This is a genomic window from Marilutibacter penaei (genome assembly GCF_014145395.1).
Classification (GTDB): domain Bacteria; phylum Pseudomonadota; class Gammaproteobacteria; order Xanthomonadales; family Xanthomonadaceae; genus Marilutibacter; species Marilutibacter penaei.
This window is the reverse complement of sequence record NZ_JACHTE010000005.1, coordinates 12,956-28,359: the sequence shown is the minus strand read 5'-3', so window position 1 is coordinate 28,359 and position 15,404 is coordinate 12,956. Positions and strand designations below refer to the sequence as shown.

Below are 15,404 nucleotides of genomic sequence, written 5' to 3'. Positions count from 1 at the left end.
ATGGCACGAGCGGTCGGTGCGGACTGCCACGCGGCAGGCCCGCCCCGGATCAGGCGGCGCGCGAGGCCCGCTTGCGATCGCTCTCGGTCAGGAACTTCTTGCGCAGGCGGATCTCCTTCGGGGTGATCTCGACCAGCTCGTCGTCCTCGATGAAGTCCAGCGCCTGCTCCAGCGAGTACTTGATCGCCGGGCTCAGCGCGATCGCGTCGTCCTTGCCCGAGGCGCGCATGTTGGTCAGCGGCTTGGGCTTGATCGCGTTGACCGTCAGGTCGTTGTCCTTGGAGTGGATGCCGACCAGCTGCCCTTCATACACCGCGTCGCCCTCGGCCGCGAACAGCTTGCCGCGCTCCTGCAGGGGCCCGAGCGAGTAGGCGGGCGTGGTGCCGGCGGCATTGGCGATCATCACGCCATTGATGCGCTTGGCGATCGCCCCCTGTTCCTTGGGGCCGTAGTGGTCGAAGACGTGGAACAGCAGGCCCGAGCCCTGCGTCAGTGTCTTGAACTCGTTCTGGAAACCGATCAGGCCGCGCGCCGGGATCATGTACTCCAGGCGCACGCGGCCCTTGCCGTCGGGCTCCATGTTCTTGAGCTGGCCCTTGCGGGTACCGAGCTTCTCCATCACGCCACCCTGGTGGACTTCCTCGACGTCGACCACCAGCTGCTCGATCGGCTCCATAAGCTGGCCGTCGATCTCCTTGATGATGACCTCGGGGCGCGACACGGCCAGCTCGAAGCCCTCACGGCGCATGTTCTCGATCAGCACCGAGAGGTGGAGCTCGCCGCGGCCGGAGACGAGGAACTTGTCCGCGTCGTCGAGCTGCTCGACCTTGAGCGCCACGTTGTGCACGGTCTCGCGCTCGAGGCGGTCCTTGATCTGGCGGCTGGTGAGGAACTTGCCGCCGGACAGGTCCTTGTTGCCCGCGAACGGCGAGTTGTTGACCTGGAAGGTCATCGAGATCGTCGGTTCGTCGACGGTCAGCGGCGGCAGCGCCTCCGGCGTGTCGAGGGCGCAGACGGTGTCGGAGATCGTCAGTTCCTGGATGCCGGAGATGGCAACGATGTCGCCGGCCTGCGCGCTCTCCTGCTCGATTCGCTCGAGGCCCAGGAAGCCGAGCACCTGCAGCACCTTGCCCTGGCGCTTCTTGCCCTCGCGGTCGATCACGGCGACTGGCATGTTCTTCTTCAGGGTGCCGCGCTGGATGCGGCCGATGCCGATCACGCCGACGAAGTTGTTGTAATCCAGCTGGCTGATGCGCATCTGGAACGGGCCGTCGGGGTCGACCTCGGGCTTCGGCGCGTGCTGCATGATCGCTTCGTACAGCGGGGTCATGTCGCCCGAGCGCACGCTGTCGTCCAGGCTGGCATAGCCGTTCAGCGCCGACGTGTAGACGATCGGGAAGTCGAGCTGCTCGTTGGTCGCGCCGAGCTTGTCGAACAGGTCGAACACCTGGTCGATCACCCAGTCGGGGCGTGCGCCGGGGCGGTCGATCTTGTTGACCACGACGATCGGCTTGAAGCCCATCGCGAACGCCTTCTGGGTCACGAAGCGGGTCTGCGGCATCGGGCCGTCCATCGCGTCGACCAGGATCAGCACGGTGTCGACCATCGACAGCACGCGCTCGACCTCGCCGCCGAAGTCGGCGTGGCCCGGGGTGTCGACGATGTTGATGCGGTTGCCCTGCCAGGTGATGGCCGTGTTCTTGGCCAGGATCGTGATGCCACGCTCCTTTTCCTGGTCGTTGCTGTCCATCACGCGTTCGGCGAGGACGGTGCGCTCGGACAGGGTGCCGGACTGCTTCAGGAGGCAGTCGACGAGGGTGGTCTTGCCATGGTCGACGTGGGCGACGATGGCGATGTTGCGCAGGCGTTCGACGGAGTTGGATGCGGACATGCGGGGAGGGCACCGACTAAGGCGCCAGGTTCGCGGAGGGAAGCCGGCCATTATACCGGGTCTGGCCGCTCGAGCGGGGCCAATGCGCCGATTTCAGCCCCGCTGCGCTATCCTTGGCCGCCCCGCGTTCATCTGGCCGTTCGTCCAGTGGATGCGACGACGTTTTGCCGGGCCCCGGGCCCGGTCATCCCCCACAGGAGCCGTATCCATGAGCCTGATCGCCACCTTCGACACCGACCGCGGCCCCGTCCGCGTGGAACTGGCCGCCGACAAGGCGCCGCTGACCGTCGCCAGCTTCGTGAACCTCGTGCACCGCGGGTTCTACGACGGCCTGACCTTCCATCGCGTGATCCCGGACTTCATGGTCCAGGGCGGCTGCCCCCAGGGGACCGGCACCGGGGGGCCGGGCTATCGTTTCGAGGACGAGACCGAGAACGGCCTGCAGCATGAACGCGGCGTCCTGTCGATGGCCAACGCCGGCCCAGGCACCAACGGCAGCCAGTTCTTCATCACCCACGTGCCCTGCCCGTGGCTGGACGGCAAGCACACCGTGTTCGGCAAGGTGGTGGAGGGCATCGAGGTCGTCGACAAGATCCAGCAGGGCGACGAGATCCGCTCGGTGAAGATCGAAGGCGATGCCGCCCCGCTGCTTGCCGCCAAGTCGGATCGCGTCGCTGAATGGAACCGGACGCTCGACGCCTGAGCTCCCGCGCCAGCGAAGCCTGCACCCCAAGCCCCGGGCCCGTCCCGGGGTTTTTTACGTCCGTGGCCACGGAGAGCCTCCGCCATGCATGGCCTTCGGTTCCAGGCGGCGGGTGCGAACAGGGCCCCTGCGGGGTGCGTGATACCATCACGGGGCTAAGCTCCAGCGCGGCCCCGGGGATGAAAGGAACGCTCCGTCGGGCCCGCACTCCCCCTGTCCATCCTGACCAGAGGTTCCCTGCGATGCCCCAGCTCGCCCGCCGGATCGGCCGCGCCAAGCCCAGCGCGATCATGCAGATCGCCGAGAAGGCCAAGCGCCTGAAAGCCGAAGGCCGCGACATCATCAGCTTCTCGATCGGCGTGCCCAACTTCCTCCCGGGCGAGCATGTCTACGAGGCGGCGCGCAATGCGCTCTCGCATGACAGCGGCCAGTACGGCAGCAACCGTGGCGCCGACGCGATGATCGATGCGTTCCTCGAGCACATCGGCAAGCTGGGCCTGACCGGCTATGGTCGGGTGAACTGCGCCAGCGGCGTGGGTGCCAAGCACATCCTCTACAACCTGGGCGAGGCGCTGCTGGACGAGGGCGACACGATTGCGTTCCCGACGCCGTACTGGACCAGCTATCTCGACATCGCCGAGATCCTCGACTGCAAGGTCGAGCTGCTGCCGTGCCCGCCGGAGCAGGACTACAAGCTGACGCCGGCCCAGCTGGATGCCGCGCTGGCGAAGAAGCCGCGCGTGTTCCTGTTCAACAACCCGTCGAACCCGACCGGCATGGTCTATACCCGCGAAGAGATCGACGCGCTGGCGGAGGTGATCGCGAAGTATCCCGACACCTGGATCATCACCGACGACATCTACAACAAGATGGTGTTCGACGGCGTGGGTTACCACAACTTCGTGCATTCGAAGCCGGAACTGAAGGACCGGGTGATCTTCGTCGACTCGCTGTCCAAGACCTATGGCATGCCGGGCTGGCGCGTCGGTTTCATGGCCGGTCCCGAGGCGGTCGCGCAGGCCGTGGTGACGCTCAACTCGAACCACATCACGAACATCCCCGAGATCACCTCGGCCGCCGCGGTGGCCGCGCTGACCGGCCCGCAGGACGTGCCGGAAGGCAAGTGCGCCGAGTTCCAGGCCAAGCGCGACCAGGTGATGGAGGTGATGACCTCGATCCCCGGCGTGGTCTGCCCGCGTCCGCAGGGTGCGTTCTACGTGTTCCCCGACATCAGCTGCACGTTCGGCAGGACGCACGGTCCGACCGGCAAGGCGATCGCCAACGACGTCGACTTCTGCAGCGTGCTGCTCGAGGCCAAGGGCGTGGCCTGCGTACCCGGGTCGGCCTTCGGCGAGCCGCGTGCGATGCGCATCAGCTACACCTGCCCGACGCCGCAGCTGGCGCCCGGCATGGCGCGCATCCGCGAGTTCTTCGACGAACTGGCCTGAGCCGCGATGCGCGTCGTCCATCTGCTGCTGGTGGTCGCGCTCGTCGGCGGGGCCTGGCATCTCTGGCCCCGCGAGCCCGCACCGCTGCACCCGGACGATCCACGGAACGAAACCGGCGAGCGCCGCATCGTGATGCTCGCCGCCGAATGGTGCGGATATTGCCGCAAGCAGCAGAAGGCGTTCGAACTGGCCGACGTGCGCTATCGCGTGCTCGACGTCGACACGGAGGCCGGCCAGCGCGCGATGCATGCGCTTGGCGCGCGTGGCGTGCCGACCACGGTGATCGGCCAGGACGTCATCCGTGGCTACGACACCCAGGGCCTGCAGGACAGGCTTGAACCGCTTGGTTACCGCGTCAGCTTCTGAGCCGCCGCGGCAGCCGCCTCCCCAACCCCGTCCCAACGCAAGGAATTCCCCATGAAGACTCCCGTCCGCGTTGCCGTCACCGGTGCTGCCGGCCAGATCGGCTACTCCCTGCTGTTCCGCATTGCGTCCGGCGAGATGCTGGGCAAGGACCAGCCGGTGATCCTGCAGCTGCTCGAGCTGCCGATGGAAAAGGCCCAGGCCGCGCTGAAGGGCGTGATGATGGAGCTCGAGGACTGCGCGTTCCCGCTGCTCGCCGGCATGGTCGGCACCGATGACGCCGAGGTCGCGTTCAAGGACGCCGACGTCGCCCTGCTGGTCGGTGCGCGTCCGCGCGGCCCGGGCATGGAGCGCAAGGACCTGCTGCTCGAGAACGCCAAGATCTTCACTGCGCAGGGCGCGGCCCTGAACAAGGTCGCCAGCCGCGACGTCAAGGTGCTGGTGGTCGGCAACCCGGCCAACACCAATGCCTACATCGCGATGAAGTCGGCGCCCGACCTGCCGGCGAAGAACTTCACCGCGATGCTGCGCCTGGACCACAACCGCGCGCTGTCGCAGCTGGCCAACAAGGCCGGCGTGGCCGTCGGCGACATCGAGAAGCTGGTCGTGTGGGGCAACCACAGCCCGACCATGTACCCGGACTACCGCTTCGCGACGGTCAAGGGCGAGTCGCTCAAGGACAAGATCAACGACGCCGAGTGGAACGCCAACACGTTCATCCCGCAGGTCGGCAAGCGTGGCGCCGCGATCATCGAGGCGCGTGGCCTGTCGTCGGCTGCTTCGGCCGCCAATGCCGCCATCGACCACATCCGCGACTGGGTGCTGGGCACCGGCGACAAGTGGGTGACGATGGGCGTGCCGTCCGATGGCAGCTACGGCATCCCGGAGGGCGTGATCTACGGCGTGCCGGTGACCTGCGCCAATGGCGAGTACACCCGCATCGAAGGCCTGCCGGTCGACGACTTCAGCCGGGCCGCGATGGACAAGACCCTGGCCGAGCTGGAAGAAGAGCGTTCGGGCGTCGCGCACCTGCTGGGCTGATCGCTTCAGGTTGTTTCGAGGCGAGGATGCCGGCCCGGTGCCGGCGTCCTGCCGCCCGGGCCGGGAGTTGACCCGGCCTGAACATGGCGATGGCTAGGCTGCCGCTTCCCTTTGATGGAGGAAGCAGGCATGAAGGTTCATCTCCCCGGGCTCCTGGCGCTGGCGGTCCTGGCCGGCAGCGGTTGTGCTTCGTCGGTGCCGGCAGCGGCCCTGGTCCTGCCCGTGCTCGACTCCAGCGTGGCCGGCAATATCGCGGGCACCCTGGAATACTGCGTCAAGAACAATTACCTCAGTGCCGATGCCGTGTCCGGCGTGAAGGACCGGTTGCTGGAGAAGGTGCCGGGGCAGGGCGGTTTCGACAAGGGCGAAGGTGGCCTGCTGACCGGCAGCGACGGCAAGACCTTCGACCTCAAGGGTGCGACCAGTGACGTGCGCCGCAAGGCGTGCCAGCAGGTGCTAGGCGCGGCGGGTTCACTGATCTGATACGACTGGGTGGCGCAGATCCCATGGGCCCGGTCCGCAATGGATGTCCATGTCGATCGACCTGATCCATGCCGATGCGCATCTCCTCATCGTCGACAAGCCCGCGGGATTGTTGTCGGTACCGGGTCGCCTGCCGGAGAACCGGGACTGCGTGGTCTCGCGCCTGCAGGCGATCCATCCCGATGCGTTGACGGTGCATCGGCTGGACCAGGTGACCAGCGGGCTGATGGTCCATGCGATCGGCAAGGACATGCAGCGTGCACTCGCCGGGATGTTCGAACGCCGCGAGGTCTGCAAGGATTACGTGGCGGTGGTCGAAGGTGAGATCGAAGGGGACGCCGGCGAGATCGCGCTTCCCCTCATCTGCGACTGGCCGAACCGTCCAAAGCAGAAGGTCGACCATGAGGTCGGTAAACCTTCGTTGACGCGCTGGCGCGTCCTGGAGCGACACGCCGGCTCGACCCGCCTCGCGCTCCAGCCAGTCACCGGTCGCAGTCACCAGCTCAGGCTCCACCTGGCCAGCATCGGGCACCCGATCCAGGGCGATACGCTCTACGGAGCGGAGCCCCGTGCGCGCGTCCTGCTGCACGCATCTCGGCTGGCCTTCCTGCATCCGGCGAACGGCAACCCGGTGGCATTCGAAAGCCGGCCCCCATTCTGAGCGGGCCAGCGAAAGGCACGGGGCCCGCCGGGTCGCGTCGGCTAGAATGCTGGGTCCACGAGGAGATGCCATGAGCCACGCACCGTCCCGCGGCGCCCGTTTCCGCGCCGCCGTCGCCGAAGAGTCCCCGTTGCAGGTGATGGGCGCCATCACCGCTTACGCCGGCCTGATGGCCAGGCGCACCGGCTACAAGGCGCTGTACCTGTCGGGCGGCGGCGTCGCCGCCAACTCGCTGGGCATGCCCGACCTGGGCATCAGCACGATGGAAGATGTCCTGACCGACGCACGCCGCATCGTCGACGCCACGGACATGCCGTTGCTGGTCGACATCGACACCGGCTGGGGCGGCGCGTTCAACATCGCGCGCACGGTCCGGTCCTTCATCAACGTCGGAGTCGCCGCGGTCCACATGGAGGACCAGGTCGGCCAGAAGCGTTGTGGCCACCGGCCGGGCAAGGAAGTGGTGCCGACCGGCGAGATGGTCGACCGCGTGAAGGCCGCCGTCGATGCCCGTACCGACGACGGCTTCGTGATCATGGCGCGTACCGATGCCGCGGCGACCGAGGGCCTGGACAGCGCGATCGAACGCGCGGTGGCCTACGTCGAAGCGGGTGCTGACATGATCTTCCCCGAGGCGATGAAATCGCTGGACGACTACCGGAAGTTCAAGGCCGCGGTGAAGGTGCCGATCCTGGCCAACCTGACCGAGTTCGGTTCCACCCCGTTCTTCACGACGGATGAGCTCCGCGAGGCAGGTGTCGACATCGCGCTGTACTGCTGCGGCGCCTACCGGGCGATGAACAAGGCGGCGCTGCACTTCTACGAGACCGTCCGCCGCGAAGGCACGCAGAAGGGCATCATCGACACGCTGCAGACGCGGGCCGAGCTGTACGATTTCCTCGGCTACCACGCCTACGAGGACAAGCTCGACGCGCTGTTCGCGCGCGGCAAGTCCTGACGATCATGGCGGAATGGTCGGCCGACGGAGCGAACAGATGCCCGCCTTGCGGACCCCCTGCATCGGCCTCCGCCGGCACGTCCCGTTGCCCATCGGTCGTGGCGCGCGCGATCCGGCGCGCCACGACCGTCGCGACCGCCCGCGGTCGCCTCCAGGCCAGTGTGCTGTCGATCTATGACAACGCGTGGCCCCGCACGCAGCGGCCAGGCGCAGGCCGGACGGTCGACCGTCCCGGACCCTGGTCCATCCCACGAATTCCCGCAGGAGAATACACATGAGCGACACCGCCCAAGCGGCCAAGCCCAAGCCGAAGAAGTCCGTTGCCCTGAGCGGCACCGCCGCCGGCAACACCGCACTGTGCACCGTGGGTCGCAGCGGCAACGACCTGCACTACCGCGGCTACGACATCCATGACCTGGCGACGAAGTCGAGCTTCGAGGAAGTCGCCCACCTGCTGGTGCATGGCGTGCTGCCCACGAGCTCCCAGCTGAAGGCCTACAAGGCCAAATTGAAACGGCTGCGTGGCCTGCCGGCGATCGTCTCGGAAGCCCTCGAACTGGTGCCGGCCAACGCGCACCCGATGGACGTACTGCGCACCGGTTGTTCAGTGCTCGGCACCGTGCTGCCGGAACGCGATGGCCATCCGCCAGCGGAAGCCCGTGACATCGCCGACACGTTGATCGCAAGTTTCGGTTCGATGCTGCTGTACTGGTGGCACTTCACCCGCAATGGCCGCCGGATCGAGGTCGAGACCGACGATGACAGCGTCGCCGCGCACTTCCTCCACCTGCTGCACGGCGAGCCGCCGAGCGCACTGCACGCGGACTCGCTGGACAAGTCGCTGATCCTCTATGCCGAGCACGAGTTCAACGCCTCGACGTTCACCGCGCGCGTGATCGCCGGCACCGGCTCCGACCTGCACTCGTGCATCACCGGTGCGATCGGCGCGCTGCGCGGCCCCAAGCACGGCGGCGCGAACGAAGTGGCGATGGACATCATCAGCCGCTACAACAGCGCCGACGAGGCCGAGGCCGACATCCGCGCGCGCATGGAGCGCAAGGAGATCATCATCGGCTTCGGCCACCCGGTGTACACGATCGGCGACCCGCGCAACCCGATCATCAAGGAGATCAGCCGCGCGCTGTGCACGGACGGGGGCAACACGACGCTGTTCGACGTGTCCGAGCGCATCGAGACGCTGATGATGGACACCAAGAAGATGTTCCCGAACCTCGACTGGTACAGCGCATCGGCCTACCACATGATGGGCATCCCGACGCCGATGTTCACCCCGCTGTTCGTGATCGCCCGCACCACCGGCTGGAGCGCCCACGTGATCGAACAGCGCGAGGATGGCAAGATCATCCGGCCGAGTGCGAACTACACCGGTCCCGAGGATCGCGACTACGTGGCGATCGACAAGCGCTGATCGCGCAACGTGGATCGAAGGAAGGCCCGGCATGCCGGGCCTTTCCTTTTCCGGCGGGAGCGGATGCATGTACGACGACTGGCCCACCAACCTGATGATCGTGGCCGCGACGTTGGCCGCGGTCGGCATCGTCATCCTCTGCCATTACGAGGTGCTCAGCCGGATCGCGCTGTACAACAGCCGCCACGCGGAAGGGGCGGGGAGGCGCAGGCTGGTGGTCGCCAACCTGTGGCTGCTGGCGCTGCATGTCTTCGAGATCTGGGTCTTCGGCCTCGCGTACTACCTGCTGCTGGGCTACGCGGGGGTCGGGCAAGTCGACGGCATGCACCCGCACAACCTGTTCGACTCGATCTACTTCTCCGCGATGGTCTATACGACCGTCGGCTTCGGCGACATGGTGCCGATGGGCCCGATCCGCCTGCTGGCGGGGACCGAGGCGCTGGTGGGCCTGATGCTGATCACCTGGTCAGCGTCGTTCACCTACCTGGAGATGACGCAGTACTGGAAGGACAACCACGGGGTCGATCGACGGCGTTGAACGCCGCGGCCCATTGCACGGGCCTCAACGAAGACGGGCCAGCACTTGGCTGGCCCGTTCGGCGTCGCGGATGGCACCCGGGATCAGGTGGCGGGTGGCGCCGGGGTGCGCGGCTTGAGCTTCTGCACCTGCAGGAAGGTATGGTCGCCGATGCGCGCGACCTGGTAGGCATTCCGCCAGCTTGGGCTGGCGATGTTGTGGGCCAGGAAGTGGCTCGCCCCGGGCACGACTTCGCGGCGCTCGCCGGCAGGCAGCGCCCAGTTGCGTTCGGCCTCGAGGGCGACCGTGACGGCCTCACCCCAGGCGTCCACGTTGCTGAGGCGCGTGTTCGGGGACACGATGGTGGGCGCGAACTGTTTGCGGGCGGTCACCACCTCGCACAGGCTGTCGCCCCACAGGCCGCTGTCGCGGCGGCGCAGGGCCACCTCGGCGACGGCCTGCTGGCCGGTGACCGACTGGTCGCGGGCTTCGAGGTACAGCGTGGCGCTCAGGCAGAGCGAATCGGCGGTGCTGGGCGGTAGGACGGAGGCCAACCAGAGGATCCAGGCCAACTTCATGAGAACTCCAACTTCGTTGCGTCGAACCGCACTCCAGCGTCCCGTCCATCGCGGGCGGTAGCGTCGGTACGGATCGACCTGGCGTTTTGTCCGGGCGGCGATGGACCTGCCGGGCCGGATTGCGGGAATCGCATTACGTCGGGGCGGCGGCTCTGAAGGCGCGCTTGGCCCCCGGGCACCGCGTCGCCATCGGCGGACGGTGTGGGTCTGCCGCGGGATGGGCGGCTGCCAAAAGTGCGCGCAAGGTAAACGCCACTTATTAAACTCAAGCTGAATGGCTCAGCTAAGTCACGGATTGGTCAAGATTTATCCAGCGCTCATATTATCCCGAAAGCCTTGCCCCGCAAGGCTCCCCCGGGAGAATCCGAGCGGCGGGTTTCCTGAACGACAGGGTGCAGGAATGCGGCGCTACAGCCGGGCCGCCAGGCGGCTGGCCTGGTCGATGGCCCGCTTGGCATCGAGCTCCGCCGCCACGTCGGCACCGCCGATCACATGCACTTCTGCATTCGGCGGAAGGCAGTCCGCCAGCGGCCGGTGCGGTTCCTGCCCCGCACACACGATGACGTGGTCGACCGGCAGGCACTTCTCCTCGCCATCCACCGTCACATGCAGGCCGGCGTCGTCCACGCTCCGGTATTCCACGCTCCCGAGCATCTTCACGCCCTTGCCTTTCAACGTGGCCCGGTGGATCCAGCCCGTGGTCTTGCCCAGGCGGCGGCCAGGCTTGCCGGGAGAGCGCTGCAGCAGCCAGACCTCGCGCGAGGGCGGCTCCGGACGAGGTGGGAGCAGGCCCCCGCGGTTGTCCACATAGGCCAGGTCGACGCCCCACTCGGCGCGCCACGCCTTGGCGTCGAGGGACGGGGAGGGGCCATCGTGCACGAGGTACTCCGCCACGTCGAAGCCGATGCCGCCGGCGCCGATGATGGCGACTTTCCGGCCCGGCACCACGCGCCCGCGCAGCACATCGACGTAGCTGACGACCTTGGGGTGTTCCGCCCCGGCAAACGTCACTTTGCGCGGCTGGATGCCCGTCGCGAGGACCACCGCGTCGAAGCCTTCGAGCGTCGCTGCGTCGGCGCGCGTGTCGAGGCGCAGTTCCACACCGGTCTGCTCGATACGCCGGCGGAAGTAACGCAGGGTCTCGTGGAACTCCTCCTTGCCGGGAATGCGCTTGGCCAGGTTGAACTGGCCCCCGATCTCGGCGGACTCGTCGAACAGCGTGACGTGGTGCCCCCGCTGTGCCGCGAGCGTCGCGCAGGCGAGGCCGGCCGGTCCCGCGCCGACCACGGCGACGCGTCGCGGGCGGGTCGCCGGCAGGTAGTTCAACTCGGTCTCGGCGCAGGCACGCGGGTTGACCAGGCAACTCGCGCGCTTGTTCTCGAACACGTGGTCCAGGCAGGCCTGGTTGCAGGCGATGCAGGTGTTGATGTCGTCCGCGCGCGCGTCGCGCGCCTTGGCGACCCAGTGCGGGTCCGCCAGCAGGGGCCGCGCCATCGACACCATGTCCGCCTCGCCGCGGGCGAGGATGGCCTCCGCCACGTCCGGCATGTTGATCCGGTTGGTGGTGACCAGCGGCGTCGACACATGCGGCTTCAACCGGCCGGTGATGCCGGCGAAGGCCGCACGGGGCACGGAGGTGACGATGGTCGGGACGCGCGCTTCATGCCAGCCGATGCCGGTATTGATGAGCGTCGCGCCCGCTGCCTCGATATCCCGCGCCTGGGCGACCACTTCATCCCATGCCAGGCCATTGTCGACCAGGTCGAGCATCGACAGCCGGTAGATGATGATGAAGTCCGGCCCGCAGGCCTCGCGGATGCGCCGCACGATCTCCACCGCGAAGCGCCGCCGGCGCGCGCCATCGCCGCCCCAGGCGTCGTCGCGACGATTGGTGCGCGGCGCGGTGAACTGGTTGAGCAGGTAGCCCTCCGAGCCCATCACTTCGACCCCGTCGTACCCGCCCTCGCGCGCGAGCTGTGCGGTGCGCACGAACGCGGCGATCTGCCGTTCGATGCCCCGCGCGGAGAGCGCCCGCGGGGTGAAGGGATTGATCGGCGCCTTGAGCTTCGAAGGCGCGACCTGCAGCGGGTGGTAGCCATAACGGCCCGAATGCAGGATCTGCAGGCAGATGCGCGACCCATGGCTTTGCACGGCACGGGTGACCTGGCGGTGTTTCCGCGCTTCCCACGGCCAGCGCAGCGTACCCCCGAACGGTTTGAGCCACCCGACCATGTTGGGCGAAAAGCCGCCGGTCACGATCAGCCCCACGCCGCCTGCCGCGCGTTCCGCGAAATAGGCCGCCAGCTTCGGGAAGTCCGCGGCCTTGTCTTCCAGCCCGGTGTGCATCGAGCCCATCAGCACGCGGTTGGGCAGGGTGCAGAAGCCCAGGTCGAGCGGCGTGAACAGATGGGGGTAGGGCGAAGGGGCTGGCGTGGAGGGGGTCATGCGGATACGGATGCGTATGGAAAAAGGACGATGCCGGCTTCCGGCACCGGATTCAAGTTTCGCCGCTGGCGAGGGTCCGGGCCCCGATCTTTGCAAGGCGGCAAGCGCGATTTCCACCGTCCGTCGGCGTATCGAAGATGCAGTGAAATTGTTAGTGCCTCGTAAACACGGCTTTCACGGTGCCGCGCCTAATCTGCGCCCCGATGGCGTCCTATATGGGTGACCGTCCCGACGGTATGGATCCTCGCAGACGCGTGTTTCCAAATTTGACTGAAATCAGGAGCTACAGATGAATAAGAAACTCCTCTGCGCCGCCCTGCTGGGTGGACTGGGCGTCGCCCAGGTTGCGAGTGCGCAAGACTACGATGATCGCTGGTACCTGACCGGTGCCGCCGGTTTCAACATCCAGGACAACGACCGCAACACGCGCAACGCGCCGTTCGCCAGCCTGGGCCTGGGCAAGTTCGTCAGCCCGAACTGGTCGATCGACGGCGAACTGAACTACCAGAACCCGAACTGGGACAGCAACCAGGACCTCAACTGGAGCCAGTACGGCATCTCCTTCGATGCCCGTTACCACTTCATCGAAGAAGGGCGTGACTGGGCCCCGTACCTGCTGATGGGTCTGGGCTACCAGCGCGAGGAGATCGAGATCGACAACTTCCCGAATCCGGATTCTCCGTACGAGGAAGAAGAGGGCGCTGCCGCCCTGAAGCTCGGCGCCGGTGTGCAGGGCCATGCTGGCCGCGCCCGCCTGCGGGCCGAGCTGGCCTACCGCGCCGTCGGCATCGACGGCACGCGCGCCCAGCTCGTCAATGACGACCCGTTCCCGGAGAACAACGACGGCGAAGACTGGTACGGCGACGTGCTGGCTTCGGTCGGCGTGGTGGTGCCGCTGGGGCCGGAGCCGATGGCCGCCCCGCCGCCGGCGCCGGTGCCGAGCTGCGCGGACCTGGACGACGACGGTGACGGCGTCAACAACTGCGACGACAAGTGCCCGGGTTCGCAGGCCGGCCAGACCATCGGTCCGGACGGCTGCCCGGTTCCGGTGACGATCGACCTGAAGGGCGTGAACTTCGACTTCGACAAGGCGACCCTGCGTCCGGACGCCGTGGCGATCCTGTCGGAGGCGACCGAGATCCTGCGTCGCTATCCGGAGCTGCGCGTCGAAGTGGCGGGTCACACCGACCTGTGCGGTGCGGATGCGTACAACCAGGGCCTGTCGGAGCGTCGTGCGACTGCGGTCTACGACTACCTGACCAGCAATGGCGTGGATGCGTCGCGTCTGATCGGTCCGATCGGTTACGGCGAGAGCCGTCCGCTGGAGCCGACCGACCAGAACCTGCCGGGGTGCAAGAGCGAGACCAACCGCCGCACCGAGCTGAACGTGCAGAACTGATCCAGGCCAACGGGTTCGTCCCGTTACTGGTTCCGAAGAAGCCCGGCCCCGTGCCGGGCTTCTTCGTGAAAGGTGGAACGTGGGCTTCCGGGGCACGCGGGTGGGGCCGCAGATGCGGCCGGGTCGCCTGCAGAATGAAGCGATACTGAATGAATGGACGGCGTCCGTTAATCTGTTTTAACAATCATCTTGACTGTGTATGATGCGAACGGCCAGCGACCGCGGCACAGGCAGGAGCCCGGCCAGGCGCGTGCTGTGTTGTTGAAGTGCCGTGACGTACTGATCCCGACTGGTCCATGACCGCTATATCGTTAAGGAGTGTGATGATGAAGATCCGCTTGTTGAGCACCGCCATGCTCGCGGGCCTGGCTTTCTCGCAGGTTGCCGGCGCGCAGGATTTCGACGACCGCTGGTACCTGACCGGCGCCACTGGCTTCAACCTGCAGGACAATGAGCGCGGCACCCGCAACGCTCCGTTCGTGTCGGCTGGCGTTGGCAAGCAGCTCAGCGAGCACTGGTCGCTGGACGGTGAGCTGAACTACCAGAACCCGCGCGTCGATGCCAACCAGGACCTGAACTGGAGCCAGTACGGCATCTCGTTCGACCTGCGTCGCCACTTCACGCAGGAAGGCCGCAACTGGGCCCCGTACGCCCTGTTCGGCGTCGGCATGCAGCGCGCCGAGGAAGAGTACGATGCGTTCCCGAGCCCGGACTCCCCGGGTGAGCGCGAGAACAGCAACTTTGCCGCCAAGGTCGGTTTCGGCGTGCAGGGCAACGTCGGCAGCCGCGCCAAGCTGCGTGCAGAAGTCGCCTACCGCGGTGACTTCGACGGCGAGAGCGTCAACGGTGAGCCGGACGCCGACTGGTTCGGCGACGTGCTGGCCTCGGTCGGCGTCGTGATCCCGCTGGGTGACCTCGAGACCGCTCCGCCGCCGCCGGCGCCGGTGCCGAGCTGCGCGGACCTGGACGACGACGGTGACGGCGTCAACAACTGCGACGACAAGTGCCCGGGTTCGCAGGCCGGCCAGACCATCGGTCCGGACGGTTGCCCGGTTCCGGTGACGATCGATCTGAAGGGCGTGAACTTCGACTTCGACAAGGCGACCCTGCGTCCGGACGCCGTGGCGATCCTGTCGGAGGCGACCGAGATCCTGCGTCGCTATCCGGAGCTGCGCGTCGAAGTGGCGGGTCACACCGACCTGTGCGGTGCGGATGCGTACAACCAGAAGCTGTCGGAGCGTCGCGCCACTGCGGTGTACGACTACCTGACCAGCAATGGCGTGGACGCGTCGCGTCTGATCGGTCCGATCGGTTACGGCGAGAGCCGTCCGCTGGAGCCGACCGATCAGAACCTGCCGGGGTGCAAGAGCGAGACCAACCGCCGCACCGAGCTGAACGTGCAGAACTGATCCAGGCCGACGGGTTCGCCCGTTACTGGTTCCGAGGAAGCCCGGCCCTGTGCCGGGCTTCTTCGTTCCGCGGCCTCGC

At 67.1% G+C, this 15,404-nt stretch carries 14 protein-coding genes; 11 read left to right on the top strand and 3 right to left on the bottom strand.

Going from position 1 to position 15,404, the window contains the following annotated elements; genetic code table 11:
- Window positions 1-49 precede the first annotated feature (49 nt).
- Window positions 50-1,891 carry a translational GTPase TypA gene (gene typA, locus H4F99_RS07595; protein ID WP_182669148.1) on the bottom strand — a complete coding sequence of 614 codons (1,842 nt, stop codon included), beginning with the start codon at window positions 1,889-1,891 and terminating at the stop codon, window positions 50-52.
- Between the two features lie 208 nt (window positions 1,892-2,099).
- On the opposite strand from typA, the gene H4F99_RS07590 reads away from it, so the two are divergent.
- From H4F99_RS07590 to H4F99_RS07550, 9 genes are all read left to right on the top strand, one after another.
- Window positions 2,100-2,594, top strand: a complete 495-nt coding sequence (locus H4F99_RS07590) for a peptidylprolyl isomerase (protein ID WP_182669147.1) — start codon at window positions 2,100-2,102, stop codon at window positions 2,592-2,594.
- Between the two features lie 242 nt (window positions 2,595-2,836).
- Window positions 2,837-4,042: a pyridoxal phosphate-dependent aminotransferase gene (locus H4F99_RS07585; protein WP_182669146.1), complete on the top strand. Its 1,206-nt coding sequence runs from the start codon at window positions 2,837-2,839 to the stop codon at window positions 4,040-4,042.
- 6 nt (window positions 4,043-4,048) lie between these two features.
- A complete protein-coding gene (locus H4F99_RS07580) occupies window positions 4,049-4,408 on the top strand; it encodes a glutaredoxin domain-containing protein (RefSeq protein WP_182669145.1) in 360 nt (119 codons plus the stop codon).
- 51 nt (window positions 4,409-4,459) lie between these two features.
- Window positions 4,460-5,446, top strand: coding sequence for a malate dehydrogenase (locus H4F99_RS07575; RefSeq protein ID WP_182669144.1), 987 nt, complete (start codon window positions 4,460-4,462; stop codon window positions 5,444-5,446).
- Window positions 5,447-5,575: 129 nt separating this feature from the next.
- On the top strand, window positions 5,576-5,929 hold the full coding sequence (locus tag H4F99_RS07570) for a DUF2501 domain-containing protein (RefSeq protein ID WP_182669143.1): 354 nt from the start codon (window positions 5,576-5,578) through the stop codon (window positions 5,927-5,929).
- 49 nt (window positions 5,930-5,978) lie between these two features.
- Complete coding sequence (locus H4F99_RS07565; protein ID WP_182669142.1) at window positions 5,979-6,590, top strand: pseudouridine synthase; 612 nt, start codon at window positions 5,979-5,981, stop codon at window positions 6,588-6,590.
- 70 nt (window positions 6,591-6,660) lie between these two features.
- On the top strand, window positions 6,661-7,548 hold the full coding sequence (gene prpB / locus H4F99_RS07560; protein WP_220481082.1) for a methylisocitrate lyase: 888 nt from the start codon (window positions 6,661-6,663) through the stop codon (window positions 7,546-7,548).
- Window positions 7,549-7,822: 274 nt separating this feature from the next.
- A complete protein-coding gene (prpC, locus tag H4F99_RS07555; RefSeq protein WP_182669140.1) occupies window positions 7,823-8,977 on the top strand; it encodes a bifunctional 2-methylcitrate synthase/citrate synthase in 1,155 nt (384 codons plus the stop codon).
- A 67-nt stretch (window positions 8,978-9,044) separates the two neighbouring features.
- Window positions 9,045-9,515, top strand: coding sequence for a potassium channel family protein (locus tag H4F99_RS07550; protein ID WP_182669139.1), 471 nt, complete (start codon window positions 9,045-9,047; stop codon window positions 9,513-9,515).
- A gap of 83 nt (window positions 9,516-9,598) precedes the next feature.
- Here the strand turns inward: H4F99_RS07550 and H4F99_RS07545 are convergent, their stop codons facing one another.
- Both H4F99_RS07545 and H4F99_RS07540 read right to left on the bottom strand, forming a co-directional pair.
- Window positions 9,599-10,072 carry a cell wall hydrolase gene (locus H4F99_RS07545; protein WP_182669138.1) on the bottom strand — a complete coding sequence of 158 codons (474 nt, stop codon included), beginning with the start codon at window positions 10,070-10,072 and terminating at the stop codon, window positions 9,599-9,601.
- 408 nt (window positions 10,073-10,480) lie between these two features.
- The gene (locus H4F99_RS07540) at window positions 10,481-12,517 is read right to left on the bottom strand and encodes an NADPH-dependent 2,4-dienoyl-CoA reductase (protein WP_182669137.1); all 2,037 of its coding nucleotides are present in this window, start codon (window positions 12,515-12,517) and stop codon (window positions 10,481-10,483) included.
- 289 nt (window positions 12,518-12,806) lie between these two features.
- On the opposite strand from H4F99_RS07540, the gene H4F99_RS07535 reads away from it, so the two are divergent.
- Window positions 12,807-13,916, top strand: a complete 1,110-nt coding sequence (locus H4F99_RS07535) for an OmpA family protein (protein WP_182669136.1) — start codon at window positions 12,807-12,809, stop codon at window positions 13,914-13,916.
- A gap of 326 nt (window positions 13,917-14,242) precedes the next feature.
- Entirely contained in the window at window positions 14,243-15,325 is a 1,083-nt protein-coding gene (locus tag H4F99_RS07530; RefSeq protein WP_182669135.1) for an OmpA family protein, read from the top strand.
- Window positions 15,326-15,404 lie beyond the last annotated feature (79 nt).

Coding starts and splice junctions, on each gene's coding strand:
- H4F99_RS07540 (WP_182669137.1), bottom strand. CDS start 12,517: ATGACCCCCTCCACGCCAGCCCCTTCGCCCTACCCCCATCTGTTCACG.
- H4F99_RS07585 (WP_182669146.1), top strand. CDS start 2,837: ATGCCCCAGCTCGCCCGCCGGATCGGCCGCGCCAAGCCCAGCGCGATC.
- typA (WP_182669148.1), bottom strand. CDS start 1,891: ATGTCCGCATCCAACTCCGTCGAACGCCTGCGCAACATCGCCATCGTC.
- prpB (WP_220481082.1), top strand. CDS start 6,661: ATGAGCCACGCACCGTCCCGCGGCGCCCGTTTCCGCGCCGCCGTCGCC.
- H4F99_RS07535 (WP_182669136.1), top strand. CDS start 12,807: ATGAATAAGAAACTCCTCTGCGCCGCCCTGCTGGGTGGACTGGGCGTC.
- H4F99_RS07590 (WP_182669147.1), top strand. CDS start 2,100: ATGAGCCTGATCGCCACCTTCGACACCGACCGCGGCCCCGTCCGCGTG.
- H4F99_RS07580 (WP_182669145.1), top strand. CDS start 4,049: ATGCGCGTCGTCCATCTGCTGCTGGTGGTCGCGCTCGTCGGCGGGGCC.
- H4F99_RS07545 (WP_182669138.1), bottom strand. CDS start 10,072: ATGAAGTTGGCCTGGATCCTCTGGTTGGCCTCCGTCCTACCGCCCAGC.
- H4F99_RS07575 (WP_182669144.1), top strand. CDS start 4,460: ATGAAGACTCCCGTCCGCGTTGCCGTCACCGGTGCTGCCGGCCAGATC.
- H4F99_RS07565 (WP_182669142.1), top strand. CDS start 5,979: ATGTCGATCGACCTGATCCATGCCGATGCGCATCTCCTCATCGTCGAC.
- H4F99_RS07530 (WP_182669135.1), top strand. CDS start 14,243: ATGAAGATCCGCTTGTTGAGCACCGCCATGCTCGCGGGCCTGGCTTTC.
- H4F99_RS07570 (WP_182669143.1), top strand. CDS start 5,576: ATGAAGGTTCATCTCCCCGGGCTCCTGGCGCTGGCGGTCCTGGCCGGC.
- H4F99_RS07550 (WP_182669139.1), top strand. CDS start 9,045: ATGTACGACGACTGGCCCACCAACCTGATGATCGTGGCCGCGACGTTG.
- prpC (WP_182669140.1), top strand. CDS start 7,823: ATGAGCGACACCGCCCAAGCGGCCAAGCCCAAGCCGAAGAAGTCCGTT.